General features: G+C 67.0%; 16 protein-coding genes. 8 read left to right on the top strand and 8 right to left on the bottom strand.

Annotated elements, in window-relative coordinates:
• Positions 1-1,940: hypothetical protein (locus LLH23_10635; GenBank protein ID MCE5238935.1), on the top strand; the 1,940-nt coding region annotated here is incomplete at its 5' end.
• A 117-nt stretch (positions 1,941-2,057) separates the two neighbouring features.
• Here the strand turns inward: LLH23_10635 and LLH23_10630 are convergent.
• Both LLH23_10630 and LLH23_10625 read right to left on the bottom strand, forming a co-directional pair.
• Positions 2,058-3,164 carry an aldo/keto reductase gene (locus LLH23_10630; protein MCE5238934.1) on the bottom strand — a complete coding sequence of 369 codons (1,107 nt, stop codon included), beginning with the start codon at positions 3,162-3,164 and terminating at the stop codon, positions 2,058-2,060.
• A gap of 139 nt (positions 3,165-3,303) precedes the next feature.
• Positions 3,304-4,455, bottom strand: a complete 1,152-nt coding sequence (locus LLH23_10625; GenBank protein ID MCE5238933.1) for a DUF362 domain-containing protein — start codon at positions 4,453-4,455, stop codon at positions 3,304-3,306.
• A gap of 199 nt (positions 4,456-4,654) precedes the next feature.
• On the opposite strand from LLH23_10625, the gene LLH23_10620 reads away from it, so the two are divergent.
• From LLH23_10620 to LLH23_10590, 7 genes are all read left to right on the top strand, one after another.
• On the top strand, positions 4,655-5,926 hold the full coding sequence (locus LLH23_10620) for a DegT/DnrJ/EryC1/StrS family aminotransferase (GenBank protein ID MCE5238932.1): 1,272 nt from the start codon (positions 4,655-4,657) through the stop codon (positions 5,924-5,926).
• A 123-nt stretch (positions 5,927-6,049) separates the two neighbouring features.
• Entirely contained in the window at positions 6,050-6,697 is a 648-nt protein-coding gene (locus LLH23_10615; GenBank protein MCE5238931.1) for a type VI secretion system tube protein Hcp, read from the top strand.
• A 1,395-nt stretch (positions 6,698-8,092) separates the two neighbouring features.
• Complete coding sequence (locus LLH23_10610; GenBank protein MCE5238930.1) at positions 8,093-8,467, top strand: AbrB/MazE/SpoVT family DNA-binding domain-containing protein; 375 nt, start codon at positions 8,093-8,095, stop codon at positions 8,465-8,467.
• Positions 8,460-8,894, top strand: a complete 435-nt coding sequence (locus LLH23_10605; GenBank protein ID MCE5238929.1) for a PIN domain-containing protein — start codon at positions 8,460-8,462, stop codon at positions 8,892-8,894. Before LLH23_10610 ends, LLH23_10605 begins: the two co-directional genes overlap by 8 nt.
• A 13-nt stretch (positions 8,895-8,907) precedes the next feature.
• Positions 8,908-9,912, top strand: coding sequence for a Gfo/Idh/MocA family oxidoreductase (locus tag LLH23_10600; protein MCE5238928.1), 1,005 nt, complete (start codon positions 8,908-8,910; stop codon positions 9,910-9,912).
• A 173-nt stretch (positions 9,913-10,085) separates the two neighbouring features.
• Entirely contained in the window at positions 10,086-10,451 is a 366-nt protein-coding gene (gene crcB / locus LLH23_10595) for a fluoride efflux transporter CrcB (protein MCE5238927.1), read from the top strand.
• 208 nt (positions 10,452-10,659) lie between these two features.
• A complete protein-coding gene (locus LLH23_10590) occupies positions 10,660-12,360 on the top strand; it encodes a hypothetical protein (protein MCE5238926.1) in 1,701 nt (566 codons plus the stop codon).
• Between the two features lie 117 nt (positions 12,361-12,477).
• Here the strand turns inward: LLH23_10590 and LLH23_10585 are convergent, their stop codons facing one another.
• The 6 genes from LLH23_10585 to LLH23_10560 form a co-directional block, all read right to left on the bottom strand.
• Positions 12,478-14,964 carry a beta-N-acetylglucosaminidase domain-containing protein gene (locus LLH23_10585; protein ID MCE5238925.1) on the bottom strand — a complete coding sequence of 829 codons (2,487 nt, stop codon included), beginning with the start codon at positions 14,962-14,964 and terminating at the stop codon, positions 12,478-12,480.
• Between the two features lie 118 nt (positions 14,965-15,082).
• Positions 15,083-15,688, bottom strand: a complete 606-nt coding sequence (locus LLH23_10580) for a hypothetical protein (protein ID MCE5238924.1) — start codon at positions 15,686-15,688, stop codon at positions 15,083-15,085.
• A gap of 146 nt (positions 15,689-15,834) precedes the next feature.
• On the bottom strand, positions 15,835-17,226 hold the full coding sequence (gene cysS / locus LLH23_10575; GenBank protein MCE5238923.1) for a cysteine--tRNA ligase: 1,392 nt from the start codon (positions 17,224-17,226) through the stop codon (positions 15,835-15,837).
• 72 nt (positions 17,227-17,298) lie between these two features.
• The gene (locus LLH23_10570; protein ID MCE5238922.1) at positions 17,299-17,826 is read right to left on the bottom strand and encodes a hypothetical protein; all 528 of its coding nucleotides are present in this window, start codon (positions 17,824-17,826) and stop codon (positions 17,299-17,301) included.
• Entirely contained in the window at positions 17,813-18,034 is a 222-nt protein-coding gene (locus LLH23_10565) for a twin-arginine translocase TatA/TatE family subunit (GenBank protein ID MCE5238921.1), read from the bottom strand. The genes LLH23_10570 and LLH23_10565 overlap by 14 nt, the downstream gene beginning before the upstream one ends.
• Before the next feature lie 53 nt (positions 18,035-18,087).
• On the bottom strand, positions 18,088-19,164 hold a 1,077-nt coding region (locus tag LLH23_10560; GenBank protein MCE5238920.1), incomplete at its 5' end, for a 1-phosphofructokinase family hexose kinase.

Raw genomic sequence — 19,164 nt, 5'->3', positions numbered from 1 at the left:
GTGTCACCCTCACCGCCGGCAAGCAGATCGTGCGGCAGGACCAGTTCCAGGGCGTGGACGTGGCAGCGCCGCAGTTGGCCGACTACGGCCCCACGCGCGTCGCGACGTCCCCCGCCGCCCTGCGCTTCCGCCTGGATGACGCCGGGGTCGGCGTGGCCCCCGAGAGCCTGCGCGCCTGGCTCGACGGCGCCCCTGTGACGTTCGCCCCGCAGGCCGATGGCAGCTACAGCTACCGGCCGCCACAGCCGCTTGCACCACCCTCGCTGGGGCCGGGCTTCACCGGCTGGCGCACCGGCAACCACACCAACGCACTGCTCATCACCCGCGTTGAGGGGCGGCCGGGCGGGGCGGCCCAGGCCTTCCGTGTGACCCGCCCCGCGGGCCCGACCGATACGGCCTTCGCCCTCACGTCGCCCCAGATCGGCGTCGTCCCGGGCAGTGACTACGCCCTCGCCTTCTGGTATCGCAGCAGCCTGCCGCTGACGCAGGTCAGCGGCTACAACGGCGGCATCCGCTGGCTGGACGCCGACGGGAAGCCCCTCGGCGATCCCACGCCCATCACGTATGGCCCCCAAAGCGCCGACTGGCGCGAGGTGCGGCTGACCGTCAAGGCCCCCGCGGCGGCGGCCTCGGCCATCATCGCGCTCGGCTGGGACACCCCTAACCTCGCCGACCGGCAGTTCGTCGAGTTCGCTGACCCGACGCTGGACGGCCCGCGCCCGGCGACCAACCCCGGCCCGAATATGCACCAGGTGCGCGTCGTGGCCGAGGACTATGCTGGCAACAGGCTCGACCAGACCTGGTTCCTGCTCATCAAGGACCTGCCCGCGCAGAGCCGGGTGACCGTGCGCGACGACGGCGTGACGCTGGTGGACGGCAAGCCTTTCTTCCCCATCGGCATCTACTCGGTATCGAAGCGCCCGGCGAACAACAACAGCTATGACGACGCCTTCAAGGAGCTGCGCAGCGCGGGCTTCAACCTCGCCCACACCTATGCCAGCGCCCGTGGGGCGGACTTCGCCGAGTTCTACGCCGCGGCCGCGCGCAACGGCATGAAGTTGTGGGTGGCGCCCGAGACTGGCAACAACAATCCCGACGCCACCGGCGCGGTCATGACCGTGGCGCGTGAGTGCAACGAGGACGCCCTGCTGGCCTGGTATCTGGCGGATGATACCTCCGGCCATATCGGCCCCGAGGAACTGCGCGGCGTCCACCAGGCCATCATGGAAGCCGACCCCTACCACATCACGGTGCAGGCTGACGGCATCGGCGGTGTCAACGATCAGCGGTACGTCAAGTACATCAACTCCACCACGGGCTTCCTGCCCGAGATCTACCCTATCCGGCAGAAGACCGACAACCACGTGGCCGATGTGATCCGCAGCATGGAGAACGTGCGGGCAGGCTGGAAGGCGGCGGGGCGAGTGACGCCCGTGTGGGCCATCATTCAGGACTTCGAGGGTTGGGGCTGGCAGCGCTTCCCGACGAACGAGGAGGAGCGCTGTATGGTCTACCTCGCGCTCATTCACGGCGCGCAGGGCATGACCTGGTACACGTACGCCTACCGCGACGACAAGCACGGCGCGCCCTGGGACCCAAAGATCTGGGCGTACCTGAAGGGCATCGCTACGGAGTTGTCGTCCCTGAGCGACTTCTACACCGCCCGCGCCCCGCAGGAACGCCCGCAGGCGAAGGTCGTCAAGGGCCCGGAGAAGGGCGACCTGGACTACCCGAGCCTGAACCTGCGGCTGATGACGCACGGCGGCCAGTGGGTGCTCCTGGCGGCGAACTCCGCGGAGCAACCGATCACCGCACAGTTGAGGCTGCCGGGGCTCAAGGGCGGGGCCGAGGTGCTGTTCGAGGGGCGAAAGGTGAAGGCAGAGGCCGGGCAACTCACGGACGCGTTCGCGCCCCTGGCGGTGCACGTGTACCGGTGGTGAGACTGGTACGCCCGACACTCTTGTCGGGCGCCGTCGCCCATGGCCCGACACTCCTGCCGGGCGTACCGTATCCATCGCCCGGCAGGAGTGTCGGGCGTACCACGAGAGGGCGCCGACCTATACCTTCAGCGCCTCGTGCGACTCGCGTAGTTGCTCCATGATCTTGATCTTCTGCGGGCACTTCTCTTCACACTGCCCGCACTCGATGCACGCGTCCGCCTGCTTCGTGCCCTTCTCCTCGTTGAGCACATGGGCATACATCCGCTTGGCGTGCTCGGTCAGCCCCCAGACTCGGTGCATGTTCATCGCCGCGAAGATCCGCGGGATGGCCACCCCCTGCTCACACGGCAGGCAGTACTCGCAGCCGGTGCAGTACAGCTCGGCGAGCTTGCGGTTCTCGATCAGGGCCTTCTCGATGGCCTCCAGCTCGTCGCCGGACAGCGGCTCCTCCCGGCTCGCTGCCGCGCAGTTCTCCCGCACCTGCTCCTCGGCGTTCATCCCCGAGAAAGCGATCGTGACGTTCGGGTTGGCCAGCACGAAGCGCAGGGCCAGCTCCGCGGTCGTGGCGGCATCGGGGACGAGCGCCGTCAGCTTCTCCGACTGCATGCCCAGTCGCCCGCCGCCGACGGGTCCCATGATCTCAACGCCCATGCCCAGCTCGTGCGCGCGGGCGATGGCGTCCTCATTGGCGCGGTCGAGCAGGTTGTACTGCAGCAGCATCCCCTCGAAGGCCCCCGTCTCGACCAGCTTCATGATGTTCTCGGGCGTGTCGTGCACCGAGAAGACCACATGACGGATGAGGCCCTGGTCCTTCGCCTTGGCCACTTCCCTGGCGAGGATGGGTTCATAGTACCGCTCGTATACCTCCCAGCTAATGCTGTGGATGACCTTGTAGAAGTCGAGGTAGTCCGTCTGCATGCGCTCGAGGCTCGTCTCCAGGCGCTCCCACCAACCCTCGGCGGTCTCGCCCCCGGGGCCCCAACTGGGGTTCTTGGTGGCGAGGATGACCTGCTCCCGACGGCCCTTCACGGCCTCCCCCACCAGCTTCTCGCTGCGTCCCTCGTCGCCGTAGCCGTAGGCGGTGTCAATGTAGTTGATGCCCAGATCCAGACCGAGCTGCATCAGCCGGACGGACAGATCCGGGTCGTCGAACGGCAAGCGCATGGCGCCGTAGCCCAGCGCGGAGACCTTCACTCCGGTCTTCCCATACTCACGGTACTGCATGTCGTTCCACCTCGTTCTCGGATTGGCACACGGCTTGCTCGTTCGCCTGCAGGGCGGGGGCTCGCCGGTACGCCCGACACTCTTGTCGGGCGCATCGTTCTGGCGCCCGACAGGAGTGTCGGGCGTACCCACCGCACCGTCAGGCGCGGCGGCTCAGTATCCGCTGCAGACGCTGCGCCACCGCATACAGCGGCGAGCGCTTGATCGTGATGGCGTCGTACGGGCAGGCTTCCATGCAGCAGAAGCATTCCACGCACTGGCGACAGTCCACCTGCGCGTAGTCCTCGATGGCAATCGCCCCATTGGGGCAGATGCCCGCGCACGCCCCGCAGGCGCGGCATTCGCGGCGGTTGACGATGGGCCGCGCCGTCACAACCCCCTTCGCCAGCTTCAGGAAGGGTCCGGCGACATCGAGCCGCACCACCGGCGAGCGCTTGATGCGGATGGCCACCTGCTCGGGGGGCACGCCGCTCAGCTCGATCTGCTCGCGGCCCAACTCGCCCAAGCCGACATTGTGGGCGGCCACCGTCGTGGCCACTTCCTTGAGGTCATACCCCATGGCCTGCTGCATGACGGCATCCACCGCCACGCCGTCGGTCGAGGCGGCCACCACACCCATCCGGCGGGGCTGCCCCTGCGTGGGCCCCATACCCTCCATGATGTCAATGGCGTCCACCAGGTTCAGGTCAGGCACACGCGCGGCGTAGCAGTCCACGATGGCCTCGGCGAGGGCCCAGTAGCGCCCCACCAGGTGCACCTCGATCCGCTGCCGGGGGGCCATGGCCCCGAACATGTTCTTGATCGCGGCGGTGATGAGGGTCTGATTGTGCGTCTTGGCTTTGCCGAGGTTGATAACGCGGTCGGCGCGGAGCACCCGTGAGGAGTACTGTACGCTCTTGAGCCGGTAGGGCTGCGGCGGCGCGACGTCCTCATAGCCGCTGCGGGCCAGCAGTTCGAAGGTCACCGGTAGGTCGCCGCAGGCCTGGAGCATCCCCGTGTGCTCGAACGCCCCCTGCGCCTCTTCGGCCAGCGCGTAGCCCGGCTGGTCGGCGACGACCACCTCGCCTCCGGCCTCCAGCGCCAGCTCGACGACGGCGCGTACGACCTCGGGGTGCGTGCACACCGCGCGGTCGGGTGCCATGTCATTGATGACATTGGGCTTGAGCAGCACGGTCATGCCGGGGGTGATGAAGTCGGAGGGCAGCAACGCCTGCCAGCACTGCCTGACCGCCGCCCGCACCGCCGCCCGCTCATAGTCGGCGCATGATACCAGATGGACCCGTGAGGGCAAGCTTGGACTCCCGCAAATGATACTGCTATAATAGCAGAAAATGTGATCCTGGGGATTTGGGATCGGGAATTGGACGCAGGAGCGGTCACCCACCACGGCCAGAGACAGCCGCGGTCGGTGACCGTTCCTACACTGTGCTCCCGTTCTCTGTTCGTAACCCCTATCCCCCAGGATCGAGTTCCCCAGGAGGCGAGCAACCATGTCCGACAAGCCCGCAATCGAGGGCGGCGTTCCCGTTCGCACCGAGAGCTTCCCGCCGTGGCCGTACTTCCAACCCGAGATGATTGACGCGGCCGTAGAGCCGCTGAAGACCGGGAAGGTCAACTACTGGACCGGCGAGATTGGCATGAAGTTCGAGCAGGCCTTCGCCGATTGGGCCGGCGCGAAGTTCGGCGTCTCCACCAGCAACGGCACCAGTGCCCTGCACACCGCCCTCGCCGGCGCCGGCGTGGGGCCGGGCGACGAAGTCATCACCACCAGCTACAGCTTCATCGCCTCCTGCTTCTGCGTCCTGCAGGCTGGGGCCATCCCCGTCTTCGCCGATGTCGAGAAGAACGGGCATACGATTGACCCCCACAGCATTGAGGAGAAGATCAGCCCGAAGACCAAGGCGATCGTGGCCGTGCACCTGTATGGCTGCATGTGCGACATGGACGCCATCATGGCCATCGCCGCCAAGCACAATCTGAAGGTCATCGAGGACTGCGCGCAGGCCCACGGTGGCCAGATCCGCGACCAGAAGGCCGGCACCATCGGCCACTTCGGCGCCTTCAGCTTCTGCCAGAGCAAGCACTTCACCACCGGCGGCGAGGGCGGCGCAGTCGTCACCAATGACGAGGACGCCATCTGGACCATGCGGTCCTTCCGCGACCACGGCTACGATGTCCGCGAGCGGCTCCGCCTGCTGGAGTTGGAGGCCAAGCTCCCGTACATCCACAACTCCATCGGCTTCAACTACCGGATGACCGAGATGCAGTCGGCCATCGGCCTGGAATGCCTGAGGATCTTCGACACCTGGAACCTCCCCAACCGCAAGCGCAACGCGGCGATACTGGACGAGGCGCTCAAGGACGAGCCCTGGATCGCGGCCCTGCCGATCAACAATGAGTACCGGCAGAACGCCTACTGGCTCTACCCGATCGTGCTGGACATGGACCAGATCAACACGGACGGCAAGCACTTCTTCCACGCGCTGGCGGCGGAGGGCATTCCGGCCGGTCCGGTGCTGTGGCCCCAGTGCTACAAGGAGAACGTCTTCCAGCAGCGCAACGGCATGGGCCCGTTCAACTACCCGTTCGACGACCCGAACGCTCGCCCCGAGGCGACGCACTACGAGGATGTCTTCTGCGCCAACGCCGCGGACGTCGAGCCGAAGACCTTCTTCGTCCCGCCGCACCCGACGTACAGCGCCGAGGACATGCGGGACATCGCGAAGGCGATCCTGAAGGTCGGACGGTTCTACGCGAAGTAGTTGGGAGTTGGGAGTTGACAGCAACGGCGGGCCGGTGCCGGGGTCGTTGGAGGGGCTGGCTATCAGCCGGCCCGCCGTTCAACCGCGATGTAGGCAACGCTGCTGTCCACGGAGGCGGGTTCGATGAGAACGTCTCGGCTCTTCCTGCTCGTGTTCGTGCTGGCTGGCTTCGTTGGCGCCGCCAGCCAGGGCTGTACCGCGTGCCAGGTGTACCTGCGCCTGGAGGGGATCAGCGGGGTCAGTACCGACGCGGACCATCGTGCCTGGCTTGATTGCACAACCTTCGACGTGCCGTTGGCCACGAACGAACTCGACGGGAGCGTCCAGCCCACGAACAGGATGCGCATCATCCGGCGCGTGGATGCGGCCTCCAGCGCGCTGCGCCACGCTACCGCCAGCGGCCTGTACGTCAAGTGGGCGTGCCTGGCGGTGCGGAAGACCGGCCCCGGCGCACCTGCAGGTGACTACTTCCTGGCGACCTTCTTCAGGAACCACATCACAGCCTACCAGTCGGCCAGCACCCCGACCGCCCCGACGGAGGACTTCACGCTCCAGTTCGGCACGGTAGTGTGGCAGTACCGGCAGCCCGGGCCCAAGGGGACGTTCGGACCACTCGAGACGGGCGGTTACCGCGGGGACAACGGCCTGTGCTACCCGCACCAGGGCTATGAGACATGGACCGGCAGGAAGCTGGGCGACCCGGCCCTACCGCTGCGTGTGCCGGTGGCATTTCCCATCATCGCGGCGAGGGCGTTGGCGGCGGGGAGGTAGCCGGGACTTGAGGGCAACGGCGGGCCGGGCCGTAGGAGCGCCGGCTTCCAGCCGGCCCGCCTGCGGTAGCCGAGAGACCAGCAGCGCCGTTACCGGTGTTCGCCGTACTGTACACTGCCTGCCAGGGAAAGGGACCGGTGGGGGGCGCGTAGTGTGAAGACAACCACACATCAGGCTGTCGCCGAAGCAATCGCGGTGCGGCTGCTCCTGTCAGCAGAAGCAACTCGTGGTCTGGTCGAGGGCTCCATCGCTCCCGACCCCGGCAACGCAGCGCGCCACTACACGTTCCCATCGAAGCATCATGGAGCGCCTGCGTACGCAGGAATGGTGACAGACTGGTTCCGATCGGGCCGTCGGCGTTGTCTGAGCGGCGAGTCCTACATGACGGGTTACGACTGCGGTGTGGGCTTGCACTACCTGCTAGACTGTGCCATTCCGACGCGCGACGACCCGCAACATGGTCCGCTCGAGGCGCGGTGTGCGAATGCCACCGCACACGGGATACCAACCAACCACATTGAGGCCCAGCCGCACTGGTGCCCAACCGTCGTTCACCAGGCGGTGACCACGATGCCCTGGCGCGGCCACGGCGGCAGCGAGATCATGTGGTCGATGGCTGGCTACGCGGAGTACGCCGCGCGGAGTGTGTTCGCGCCGCTATCAGCGCCAGTGGATCCTTCGCCCCTAGTCCGAGACTATGACGCAGCGTTTCGCGACCTCCGTGCAGCCATGGCGTCGGCTCCGGATGGCCGCGCTTGCCAAGAACATGGCCATGAGCTCAGACGCGCGACAGAGATGTACGCCAAGCGGGCGGCCGCATGCCGTAGAGAGATCACAGAACGTCTGTTGCCGTCCCGCGTCGCTATCGGCACACTCGCCTGCTTGGTCGTGCTCGCGGTTATGTCCTGGGTAGTCTCGGCGGCGTCGCTGTCGCTTGGTCTGGAGTTGCCCCCGTGGTCACTGGCCGCTCTCACTGGCCTGCTGAGCGTTCTCGCCGTGTGGGCCATGTTCGACCCAGACTTCGGGCCGATCCCAATCGTCGCTCTATCCTGGATGGTCTTCGCGACGATGTACGCCCGGTTGATGCCAGACGAGAGGCGCGCCATGCGCGATGCAACGGCTGGCTGGCGCCAAGCAGCGCGCCAGTGGCGTAGGCGGCTGCGGGCATTTGGGAACCAACGAGATGGACTGGCGACCACGTATCGCAGTGCGTGGTACCGGCTCTTCAGCGAGTACCAGCATTGGTATCAGGTTCCTTACCCCTCTGTGCTACCCAACCAAGTTGCCTTCCAGAGTGAGTTGACGTTGAGATCTGAGAACGACCTTGGATCTGCAAGGACGAGGCGTCGGTGATGCGACTCGCGCTCCCCTTCACCTGCACTGGGCCGGCCAAACATGGCCACCATCACCGTCTCCTCAACCGGCCACATCGCGCCATCCCCGCCGCCATGCGCCGGCACCTCGGTGACCGTTGCCTCCCGGCATGATCCACGCTATAATGTAGTCATCGAGGTGGTGGGTATGACTACCGTCAAGGTCTCGGAAAAGGGCCAGGTAACACTACCGATTGAGATGCGGCGGAAGCATGGTCTCCTCGCCGGGGCCGTACTGGAGGTTGAGGACCGCGAGGAGGGCCTCCTCTTGCGCCGCGTCAGGAAGCTGTCTGAGCTCGGTGGCATGTTCCAGAAGTACGCCAGGCCCGGGATGACGTGGGAGAAGGAACGTGAGACCATGGAGCGTGCCGTAGCGGAGGAGGTCATGAGTGAGTGAGCCCGTACCGGTTGCCGCTATTGACGCGAATGTGATCATCCGCTACATCCTGCGCAACGACGAGCGCCTGTATGCGTTGGCGGAGGCAATCCTCGTCGCGGTTGATGCCGGGAAGGTACGTGTTCTGTGTGACCCGGTGATTCTCTCCGAGGTTGTGTTCGTGCTTACCAAGACGTACGAGATGCCAAGGGAGGAAGTCGCCGGCGGACTGATTGACATACTAAGCTCCCCCGGCTTCCTGGTGCCCAACAAGGCTCACTACCTGAGGGCCCTGGCTCTCCTCGGCACGACGGTCGCGCACTTCGGCGACGCCTGTGCGTGTGCCGCGGCCCTTGACGAGACGGAAGGCCGACTGTACTCATTCGACAGGAAGCTCTCGCGGGTCGAGGGTGTGACGCGGCTGGAGCGAGTTTGGCGGACAGACTGAAAGGCAGACTGACATGGACAAACTAGGCATCGCCGTCATCGGCCTGCACATGGGCTACGGGCACTTCAAGCAGGCCAATGAGCATCCCAAGGCCCGGCTCGTCGCGGTGTGCGACACCAACCAGGCGGAGGTGGACCGCGTCAAGGGCGAGTTCCCGGTGCCGCTGGCGACCACCAACTATGAGGAAGTGCTCGCCTGCCCCGACGTGGACATCGTCTCGATCACAACCCCCGACCATTTCCACCTCGAACAGACCCTCGCGGCATTCGAGGCCGGCAAGCATGTGCTGGTGGAAAAGCCCATGGCCCGCACCGTGGACGAGTGCGCGCAGATGGTCGCGGCCGCGCGGAAGGCCAACAGGAAGCTCATGGTCGCCCACGTCTGCCGCTTCTACAAGTTCTTCCAGGACTGCAAGCGGTGGATTGACGAGGGGACGCTGGGCGAGGTCTTCCACATCGAGACTTCGTACATCCACAACTACGAGCAGATCCCCGGCTTCGACGGCTGGCGCTTCGACCCGGAGAAGCGGCACTTCCTCATCGGCGGCGGGTGCCACGCCATTGACCTGGCGCGCTGGCTCGGCGGCGATGTCGAGGAGGTCTCCTGCTACTCCAACCACTACAACATTCCGGTGCAGCAGTACGACGACCACTGGAACCTGAACGTGAAGTTCAAGTCTGGCGCGGTCGGCCGCATCATGGCCTCGGACGGCTGCCAGCGGCCCTACAACATTGACTGCCAGGTGTGGGGCTCCAAGGGCACCGTCCAGGGCGATAACACCAGCCCCGAGTACAAGCTGTGCCTGCGCACCGTCGACCGCAACCGCTGGCTGACGCTGCCCAAGGAGACGATGGCCAAGGCCATCGCGAGCGAGATCGGGCACTTCGTGGACTGCGTCATCAACGACACCACGCCGCTGATTGACGGCGTGGACGGCGCGAAGACCGTCGCGACTGGCTGGGCCGCCATCGAGAGCAGCAAGACCGGCCAGCCGGTGAAGGTGCGGAACGAGTTCTGACGGCCGGGATGCGGGAACCGGGATTCGGGGTCCGCGAACGGCATGTGACTGACAAGGCGATGGAGTTCGCCACGGAGTAGTCCGAAACCATCCGACTGTGGATTGATGACTCCTGCCCCATCTGACCGACCGGGCAGGAGTCTTCGTTTGTGTCCGGATCTGGAGGAGTTGCTGTGCGCCAGTTGCTCTTCGTCGCCTTCGGCGGCGCGTTCGGGTCGAGCTGTCGCTACCTGGTGGGGCTGTTCGCGCCCCGCTGCCTGCCTGGCACGCAGGTGCCGGTCGGGACGCTCATCGTCAACGTCGTGGGGGCACTCGTGATCGGCTGGCTGGCCGGGGGCACGACGCTGCCCGCCCATTGGCGTCATGTGCTCGTCGTGGGCTTCCTCGGGGGCTTCACGACGTTCTCCGCCTTCTCGTGGGACACGACCGCCATGGCGACCGGCGGGCATGTGCGCTGCGCCCTGCTCAATGTGGGCCTTACGGTCGTGCTCACCCTCGCCGCAGCCTGGACGGGAGCGAGGCTGCGCTCGCTGACGTGAGTCCGGTGACGCCCGGATAGGCGGCGACGTCGTGCGACAGAACGGCAAGCTGGAACGAGCGCAGAACATGCTCTGTTTTTGTTCAACGTCACAGGCCACTGTCAGGCCCATCCCGAACTTGTAGAAAACGGGATGGCTTGACGGCCACCCCCTCTCGCACGGCGCTCAGTATGGGTCAACATGGCCCAGAGGTGAGAGGTGAGGCAAGATGCCACGCATCACATGCATACGCGGGTCATTCTCGCACGCAGTCGCGGGGGCGATGATCGTGGGGCTGGTCCTGCTGTCGGAGGCTGGAGCACTCGCGCAGCTACAGGCCCCACGCCAGCAGATACCCAAGCTCCCAATCCGGGTGTTGAAGCTGCCCGGCTTCCTTCTGCCGCGCGCCCCGGACCTGCAAGTGAGCATCACCGGCCCAGAGCGTGCCGTGCAGGGCGCCGACATTGGCCTGACGATCACGGTCTCCAACAAGGGTACCGCGCCGGCGCCGGGGACCAAGGCGGGCAGTCCCAGCCAGGCGTACATGGTGGACATCGTCCTGTCTCGAGACAGCGTCATTCCCGTGGAGTGGGCCACGCAACCCGTCTACCAGGGCCTCACCAGGGATGACTTCGTTGAGGACATGCTGATGCTCGGGGGGCGAATCAGCAACACGGACACCCTGGCCCCCGGGGCACAGATCGTGTACAGGCTCCCGACGCACATCCCCCTCCGCACCGAGCCCGGGGTGTACTGCCTCGGAGCCGTGGTGGACGCTGGGGACAACGTCGCGGAGTCGCGCGAGGACAACAACGTCGCGTACTTCACTATCCGCATCGGGGCAGTCGGTGCGCCGCACACGAACCCGCCGCCCGGAGTGAGCACGTGGGTGATGCCATACGCCGTCGGCGACACTCTCGTCACCCGCATCAAGCCCACCGGCTTCACAGACTACGTGGACACGATGAGCGGGCTGGCCATGAACGACGCCCCGTTCGGGTCCCGCCTCGGCTTCCGCCACGGCTACGACAGCGCCCTGCCCAACGCCATGATCGCCTACTACCGCTGGACATACAGGCGGCTTGGCAGCGCAGTGTGGGAGGAGTTCACCGAGCCGGTGGGAGTCCACTACACGAAGACAGTGGGCAGCATAGTCAGCTTCCCGGTGCTCAGCCTTGGCCCGCGCGACGTCGGCGGCATGAGCCTGTATGCCTTCAAGCCACACGTGCCGCCAGTCATCCCCGGCGCCACCACTTCCTGGCCCGCCAGTGACTGGTTCGGCGACATCTACAGCGGGTTCCTGGATACGCGTCCGCTCGCGGACGGTCGCTATGACATCAGGCTGGAGGTCTTCGGCCCCGCGGGCAACAAGGTGATGCCTGGCGCCAGCACCTTCCGCTTCCTGATTCCGACCTCCATCGGGCCGGACGGCACCATCAACACAGCCGTGGGCACCCCCACCCCCGATGGCGGATTCGTCTTCGCGATCCAGGTGGATAACCGTGCGTGTGTCGCCTTTGTGGACCCGCCGTCCATCGGCGCCACGACCACGGACCCTGAGAGCGGGTTCCTGCTCTACGATCCAGCCGTCCCGATCAACAGCGACGCAGCCAAGGTGCGCGTCTCATTCGCAGCGACTCAGCCCGCCAACCGTGGCAGGTTCAGCTTCACCATCATCCGGGGTATCCGCACCGCCTCCACCGCAAGCGGTGAGATTGCCGCCGCGATGGTCGGGGTCTATACCGGTGACGGCAGCGGCCATTTCGAGAAGAGGTTCGTGCGCACCGAGCTGCTCGGCCCGCTCTGCCCCGACAAGGCCGCCTTCTCGGCCAACCTGTACGTGTATGCGAAGGCCACGACGGGATGGCATCAACGCCTCAACGGCCTTGACGCGCAGTTTGTCCGTGCCTTCGCCATTGCGCCGAAGTAGCGCTTGGCGCCCCTGAAGAGCTGGCGAGGCCCGGGCCTCTCGCACGAGACCCGGGCCTCTGCCCTATGCCATCCGCACTTGCAGTCGCAGAGGGCGGCGCATACGCCGACTTCCCCCTCAGGGCAACTCGCCCCTGCCCATGGTGCCCTGCAGCGTCGCCAGCGCCTCTGCATTCCTGAGGCCGTGGAAGTCCCATACCGCCAGCCGGAACTCCTTCGTCCCGGCCGGGTATTCGCCGTCTATCTGCACCACGTACGACCCGTTGTCACACTGGACGGCCGGGAGCGGGTCACCGAACAGCACGGCGCAGGGACCCTCGGCGTGCTCGTGCGGGACGTCGTACGTCTTGTCGGCCAGGAAGAGCCAACGCTCCGATGGCTGCAGCGTCACCGGCTTCCCATGTGGCGTCGTGCCCGAAGGCGTCGTGACGAACTTGTCCATGTCGGGCCAGTTGCCCGCACTCGGGATGGCGAACAGACGCACCGCCAACCGTGCCTGCGGGTCGCCAGCCCACTGCCCGGCGATACGCAGGCCGCCTTGCCACACGCCGAAGCGCAAGGTCACCGTCCCGGTGTCCGTCTGCCACGTCCCCACCAGTTCCTCCCCGGCCGCCCCCGGCACGCGCTCGAACTGCGGTGTGAGGGCATCGAGCGACTTGCCGTTCACGAGCACATCGACGAACCCGGCGTCATACCAGTTGCGGTAGCTGGGGCCAATCATGCCCAGACCGCTGCCGAAGTGCCACCGGGTGCGGTGCTTCGTGCCGTCCGCGTCCGTCGTTTGCGAGTAGCGCAGCCTGAAGCGGGTCCAGAAATCGCCGATCTCCATCCGGCGTTCGCACACGCCGCCGCCAAGCTGCCTCTCGGGGTCCAGCCGCGCCACGGCCTTGCCCGACCGCGCTGTCTCGGCCAGCTTCGCCATTGTCTCGGCCGACCGCAGCATCTGGGCCGCAGTGTCGCGGCGTCTGGCCTCGGGCAACGCCGCGTCCAGGCCGACGGTCGTCGCCTGCGCGAACCCCTCGGCCGCCAGCTTCACCTTCGCCGCGTCGCCCGCCAGTTGCGCCACGAACGCGTCACGCCCGGCCGTCGGCACCCCCCCTGCCTGCGCCAGCCGCACCAGCCAGCCCCGCACGAGCCCCTTGTAGGTCGCATACGGTTCCGCAGTCCCCGCGCCGTAGACGGTGGTCACCAGGCGCGGCTCGCAGTCCTCGAAGCGTGCCGCGTCCCAGCAGTAGCAGCCCCACAGCGCCCACGGCCATTCCCCCCCGCCACACAACCACGCATGCTGCGTGAGCTTCGGCAACTCCCGGAAGGCCCCATACGCGTCGGGCGTCGGCACAACGCCCTGCGTGGCATCCCAAGTCTCGGTGTACCAGCCGAAGGGCAGCTCGCCGAGCCCGCCCCACAGGCCGGCGACCCTCTGCCCCTCCGGCACGCACTGGTCGTACGGGTAGAAGCCGTTGCACCAGTAGATGTAGTTGCGCAAGCCCGCCTGCTGCAACTCGGCGATGTCGCTGGCGCGGAGCTGACAGTGGTAGACCTGCACGCCCTTCATCAGGTCCGCAGCCCCCCAGGTTGCGTAGTACTGCCTGCCGTCGAGCTTCCCCTGTTGGGTGCTCGGCCAGCCCTGGTAGTACGGTGTGGGGCACACGATCAGGCGCTGCACGCCGCGCTGGCGGCCCTCTTCGAGCATCGGGCGCATGAGTTCAAGCTGGCAGGCAGCCAGGTTGCCGAAGCGCGCCTGGCACTGCTCGCAGTGCAGCGGATGCTCGGCGGCAGCCTGGGTGATATCGTCGAACAGGAAGATGAGGCCATCGCACCCGCGGTCCAGCAGCTCCCGCGAGTACCGGCGGATGTGCTCGATGTCCTCGGGGTTCGAGGCGCACAGCTCGCGCTTGAGCAGGCGCTCGGTGCGCCAGTTGGAGATCTGCCCGTACAGCGCGATGCCGCGCCGCGCGCATTCCTCGTGGAGTCGCGAGACATCCTCGGGCGCGCTGTCCTGCCCCTGGTCGCCGTAGATCTCGTAGTAGCACCCGTTGATCCGCCAGCGAGCCAACCAGTCGAGGGTCGGCACGAAGGAGGGGCTCTTGGGGTCGCGGGGAACGCCGGTGTACGCGCGGGCAAGGAGCGTCGGCCAGTCGCTGATGGCACAGCGGGGAACGGTCAGGCCGCTGCCCTCGTGCCGCCGCAAGTGGCACAGCGCGTAGACCCCGTAGATCAGGCCGGAGAGCCCGCCCGTCACGCGCACGCCAGCCCCGGACACGCCGGAGTCCAGCACGAAGGCCTCCTGCCAGCGGTCCGCGGGAGGGACCGGGAGCTTCAGGCTGCGCGCCGCCGCGGCGAGGTCCTGCGCCGAGGTGACCAGCTGCAGACGGACGCAGCCCGGGGCGGCCTTGGTCGGCGCGGCGCCGAACAGTTGCGCCAGGACTTCCACGGCGTAGTCAGTCTGCGGTGACGCCTTCCCGGCGAAGGCGTAGGTCGCAGGACCGAGGGTGAGCCGCCCCTCCCCCACTCGGACTGCCTTCGGGGTCGGCAGCAGGCCGGTCAGGGCCTCTGCTGCGTTGGCGCCAGATGCGCCCAATGCCATCGCACACAGGGTCAGCATCAACCCGAGACATCGCGCACTGCGGGGGTGTCGCATCCGAGGCTCACTCCTGATCAGGGCTGGCGTCAGTCCGATCGGTAGGTGCCCCGGATGGGGGGCGGAGACCTCCCTGCGGCGGCTACCGGAACAGCCTGTAGTCGCCGGGCTCCAGGCCGCACGCGCGGATGAGGCTCGCCGCCAGACCGACCATCTCGTCGGCGAAGGCCGTACACCCGACCCCCGGCTCCGCCCGGAGAGCGCGCCGCACTGCGGTCGGCCGCGCGTCATTGGCGATGGCCCATACTGCTGCCTGCACGGCCATGTGTGGCTGCTGGTCAATGCCGGGCAGGCTCAGCAGCCGCGCCACCCGCACATCCGGACACGCCACGGGAATCATGAGATCAGCCGCCGTCGCCTCACGCAGTCCGAGGTTCGTGCAGCATGTTGCGAGCGTAACCTGCACGTCCTTCACGTCCCGCAGACCGAAGCTGCGGCCTCCGATCGTGGACTGCCCCTGCCGTCCGCCGGCCTGGGCCCAGAACTGCGTGCCCGCCGGGATGTTGACATCCAGCGGTGCGTCGCCGGTGCGCCCGATGGTGCCCGTGACGGCGCGGTCGCCGGCCCCGCGGAACTCCGCCCAGAGCTGCCCGCTGTTCAGTCCGGCGATGAGATCAACAGGCTCTGCAGTACAAAGCCCCGCGGCGAGGGCAACCAGGGAGAGGATGAGGGGGATGCGAGTGGACATGTGTCGCCTCCATGGGACAACCAGCCACTACATTGTATAGTAGATGATACGCCTTCCCCGCCGAATGTCAATGGGTGTGCGCGGCCCGGCGGACGGTTGCGCGCGTGGGGACACGCGCGCCCACGCGGCTCCAGAGACCCCACGCGCTACTGGCGTCGCCAGCGCGTCCCCTGGGCGCCGTCCTCCAGCACGATCCCCTCGGCCAGCAGCTGGTCGCGGATCCCGTCGGCGCGGGCGAAGTTGCGATCCTTCCGCGCCTGGTTCCGCTCCTCGATCAGCCGCTCGACGTCCGCATCGAGTGTCTGCCGCTCGTGGGCGATGATCCCCAGGACGCTGTCGGCGTGCGCCAGGAAGTCCTGGACCTCCCGCACGTTGTCTGCGCCCAGCTTGCCTTCCTGCAGCGGCGTGTTGACCTCGCGCATCACCTCGAACACAGTGCCCATGGCGCCGGGGACGTTGAGGTCGTCCTGCAACGCCGCGTCGAACCCTTCACGGGCGCGCGCCGTCGCCGCCGAGACCTCAGCGTTCGCCTCCGTCGCCGGCTGCAGATCGGCCAGTCGGTCGGTGAAGTCCCACAACCGCTTCAGGGCCGCCGTGCTCTGGTCGAGCCCCTCCAACGTGAAGTTGAGCTGGTGGCGGTAGTGGGCGCCCAGGAACTGGTGGCGTATCGCCATGGGGTCGTAGCCCTTCGCCAGCAGGTCGCGGAGCGTGAAGAAGTTGCCGAGGCTCTTGGCCATCTTCTGGCCCTCGACGAGCAGATGCTCGCCGTGCATCCACAGGCGCACGAACGTCTGGCCCGTGGCGGCCTCGCTCTGGGCGATCTCGTTCTCGTGGTGCGGGAAGAGCAGGTCCACCCCGCCGACGTGGATGTCCAGCGTCTGGCCGAGATACTCCATGCTCATGGCCGAGCACTCGATGTGCCAGCCGGGCCGGCCGGGGCCCCAGGGGCTGTCCCAGCTCGGCTCGCCCTCACGCGCGGCCTTCCACAGCACGAAGTCCTGGGCGCTCTCGCGGTCGTATTCGTCGGCGTCCAGGCGCGCCAGGCCGGTCGCCTGTCGCTGGTCAGCAGTCACGCCCGACAGCCGACCATAGCGCGGGAAGCTCTCAATGCGGAAGTAGACGCTGCCTTCGCTCTCGTAGGCATGGCCGCGGTCCATGAGCGTCTGGATCAGCGCGAGCATCTGCGGGATGTGCTCGGTCGCGCGCGGGTACTTCCATGCCGGCTCGATGCGCAGGGCGGCGAGGTCCTCAAAGAAGTAGTCCGTGTAACGCTGCGTGTACTCCTGCAAGCTCACGCCCTCACGCACCGATCGCCCGATGGTCTTGTCGTCCACATCGGTGATGTTCATCACCTCGCGGACCTCGAAGCCGCTGAGACGCAGCGCCCGGCACAGAATGTCGCCGAGCAGGAACGTGCGCAGGTTGCCGATGTGGGGGAAGTCGTAGACGGTCGGGCCGCAGGCGTAGATCGTCACCACGCCGGGCTGTTGCGGCACGAGTTCCTCTTCCCTCTGTGTCAGCGAATTGAGCAGCTTCATGCGGGCCTCCAGAAATGAAAACGCAGCGGGACAGGTCTCTCGCTGCGTCAGGTCATCGAAGCACTGGGTCGGTTAGGGCTGGGCAGCGATCCTCTTGCTCACATAGCCCGCGAACGACACGAGGGCCGCCTTCTCAGCGGCGCTGTTGCCGTTCACGGACATGGTACAGCAGCACTTGTGGCGCCACTGGTAGGAGACATAGGTGCGGCCGCCGATGGCCCGGGCGACACCCGAGTTGCGGTCGCCGGCGGCCTCGAAGGCGCGGCTTCGGGCGATCTCCGCCTTGCGCCGGCCATAGTACGCCTGCGCTTGCCCTGTCGTCTTGAAGCGGTAGATGTCCACGGTCAGTCGCTTGCTGCCTCGCTGGTAGATGCGCTCTCCGGCGGCGACAATCCCCGCCTGCATCATGTCCGGCGCCGCCCCGTCGTACATGCCGTAGAAGTCCTTCGCGGTGCAGCCCTTCCGGTCCGCGCCGGCCAGCACACCCCAGCCGCTCACCGCCCCGCCGGGCGGGAGCAGCGACATGATGCTGGTAGCAGCCACAGCAGCCACCCCGGTCAGTCCCAGGAGGCCCACCACGAGCAGGCTACGCCTTCTCATCGGTCGAGGGCTCCGGCTTCTTCTCCGGCTCAGGGGCGGCTTGGTCCACAGCGCGCTGGAGCTCACTGCTCGCCTCGGTCGTCGCCTTCTTGAACTCCCGCAGCCCGTGGCCCAGGCCACGCATGATCTCCGGGATCTTCCTGCCGCCGAACAGCAACAAGACGATCAGTGCAATGACAACAATCTCGCCCGTACCCAGTCCGAACATGGCGAACGCCTCCATGTGTGCCCGACACTGGTACTAACGTCCCGGCATGCCCACTATGGTTCCGCTGGCGGGGCCTCGGGCGGCTGGACTTCGCCTTCGGCCGTTAGCTGCTGCACCTCTACGCTCTCCAGCAGCTTCTCGACCTCGCCCTTGTCGCACAGCCCGGCGCCCAACTGGGCCGCATTGGCCGACCCCGCCGCCACCGCCCAGCGCAGCCGGCCCTGCAGCGTTGCGCGGTTCACACTGGCATGAACCAGGCCGGCCACCATCGCGTCACCGGAGCCGACTTCGCTCACGGCATCGGTCGTCGGGGGCTTGGCCCACCACTCCCCCGCCTCGGCCGTCACGGCGATGGCGCCTTGCTTGCCCAGCGACGTCAGCACCATCTTGATCCCGTGCCGCATCAGGTCGCGGCCGGCCTGCACGACCCCGGCGGGCACGCTCAACTCCGTCCCGGCCAGCGCGGTCAGCTCATTCTGGTTCGGCTTCAGCACCGTCGGCCCGGCCTGCACCGCGCTGGACAGATACGGCTCGTGCACGTCCAGCACGACCGGCAGCCGCCGCTCCTTGGCGCTGAAGATCATGTCCACGTAGGCATCGAACGGCACCCCACGCGGGGCGCTGCCCGAGATCACGACCATCTGCGCGTGGGGCAGCAGGCGGTTCCACTGCTGCCTCAGGTGGGCCAGCTCCGCGGGCGAGACCAGCGGCCCCACCTCGTCAAGCTGCGTCTGTGAGCGCGTCGTCTCGTCCACGATGTTCAGGCAGATGCGCGAGTCCTCGGCGATGCGCACGAATTCCGTACGGACCCCGTCGGCCTTGAGCATGCTCGTCACCGCGGCGCCGATGTGTCCTCCGGCAAATCCGGTGATAATGACCTCGTCCCCGAACTGCCGCAGGACCCGCGCGACATTCACACCCTTGCCGCCCGGGAGCACCCGGAAGCGCCGCGGCTGGTGGTACATCCCCACGGCGAAGTTCGAGACCAGGTAGGTCCGGTCCAGTCCGGCATTGGCAGACAGCACGAGAAACACGACAGTCGTCACCTTGCGGTGGGGCGGGGCGTCAGCCCAGTGACACCCCGCCCCGGTGTTCCGTCCTAGTTGAGCAACTCGCCCATGCGCCGCAGC

Source organism: bacterium (assembly GCA_021372615.1).
GTDB lineage: Bacteria > Armatimonadota > Zipacnadia > Zipacnadales > UBA11051 > JAJFUB01.
Note: the sequence above shows the minus strand (reverse complement) of the source record. Positions and strands in the feature narration are given on the sequence as shown.

What these genes read in the sequence shown, in the direction of transcription:
- LLH23_10630 (MCE5238934.1), bottom strand. Translation starts at nt 3,164, where the DNA reads ATGCAGTACCGTGAGTATGGGAAGACCGGAGTGAAGGTCTCCGCGCTG.
- LLH23_10620 (MCE5238932.1), top strand. Translation starts at nt 4,655, where the DNA reads ATGTCCGACAAGCCCGCAATCGAGGGCGGCGTTCCCGTTCGCACCGAG.
- LLH23_10615 (MCE5238931.1), top strand. Translation starts at nt 6,050, where the DNA reads ATGAGAACGTCTCGGCTCTTCCTGCTCGTGTTCGTGCTGGCTGGCTTC.
- LLH23_10610 (MCE5238930.1), top strand. Translation starts at nt 8,093, where the DNA reads ATGGCCACCATCACCGTCTCCTCAACCGGCCACATCGCGCCATCCCCG.
- LLH23_10600 (MCE5238928.1), top strand. Translation starts at nt 8,908, where the DNA reads ATGGACAAACTAGGCATCGCCGTCATCGGCCTGCACATGGGCTACGGG.
- LLH23_10590 (MCE5238926.1), top strand. Translation starts at nt 10,660, where the DNA reads ATGCCACGCATCACATGCATACGCGGGTCATTCTCGCACGCAGTCGCG.
- LLH23_10585 (MCE5238925.1), bottom strand. Translation starts at nt 14,964, where the DNA reads ATGCTGACCCTGTGTGCGATGGCATTGGGCGCATCTGGCGCCAACGCA.
- LLH23_10580 (MCE5238924.1), bottom strand. Translation starts at nt 15,688, where the DNA reads ATGTCCACTCGCATCCCCCTCATCCTCTCCCTGGTTGCCCTCGCCGCG.
- cysS (MCE5238923.1), bottom strand. Translation starts at nt 17,226, where the DNA reads ATGAAGCTGCTCAATTCGCTGACACAGAGGGAAGAGGAACTCGTGCCG.
- LLH23_10570 (MCE5238922.1), bottom strand. Translation starts at nt 17,826, where the DNA reads ATGAGAAGGCGTAGCCTGCTCGTGGTGGGCCTCCTGGGACTGACCGGG.
- LLH23_10565 (MCE5238921.1), bottom strand. Translation starts at nt 18,034, where the DNA reads ATGTTCGGACTGGGTACGGGCGAGATTGTTGTCATTGCACTGATCGTC.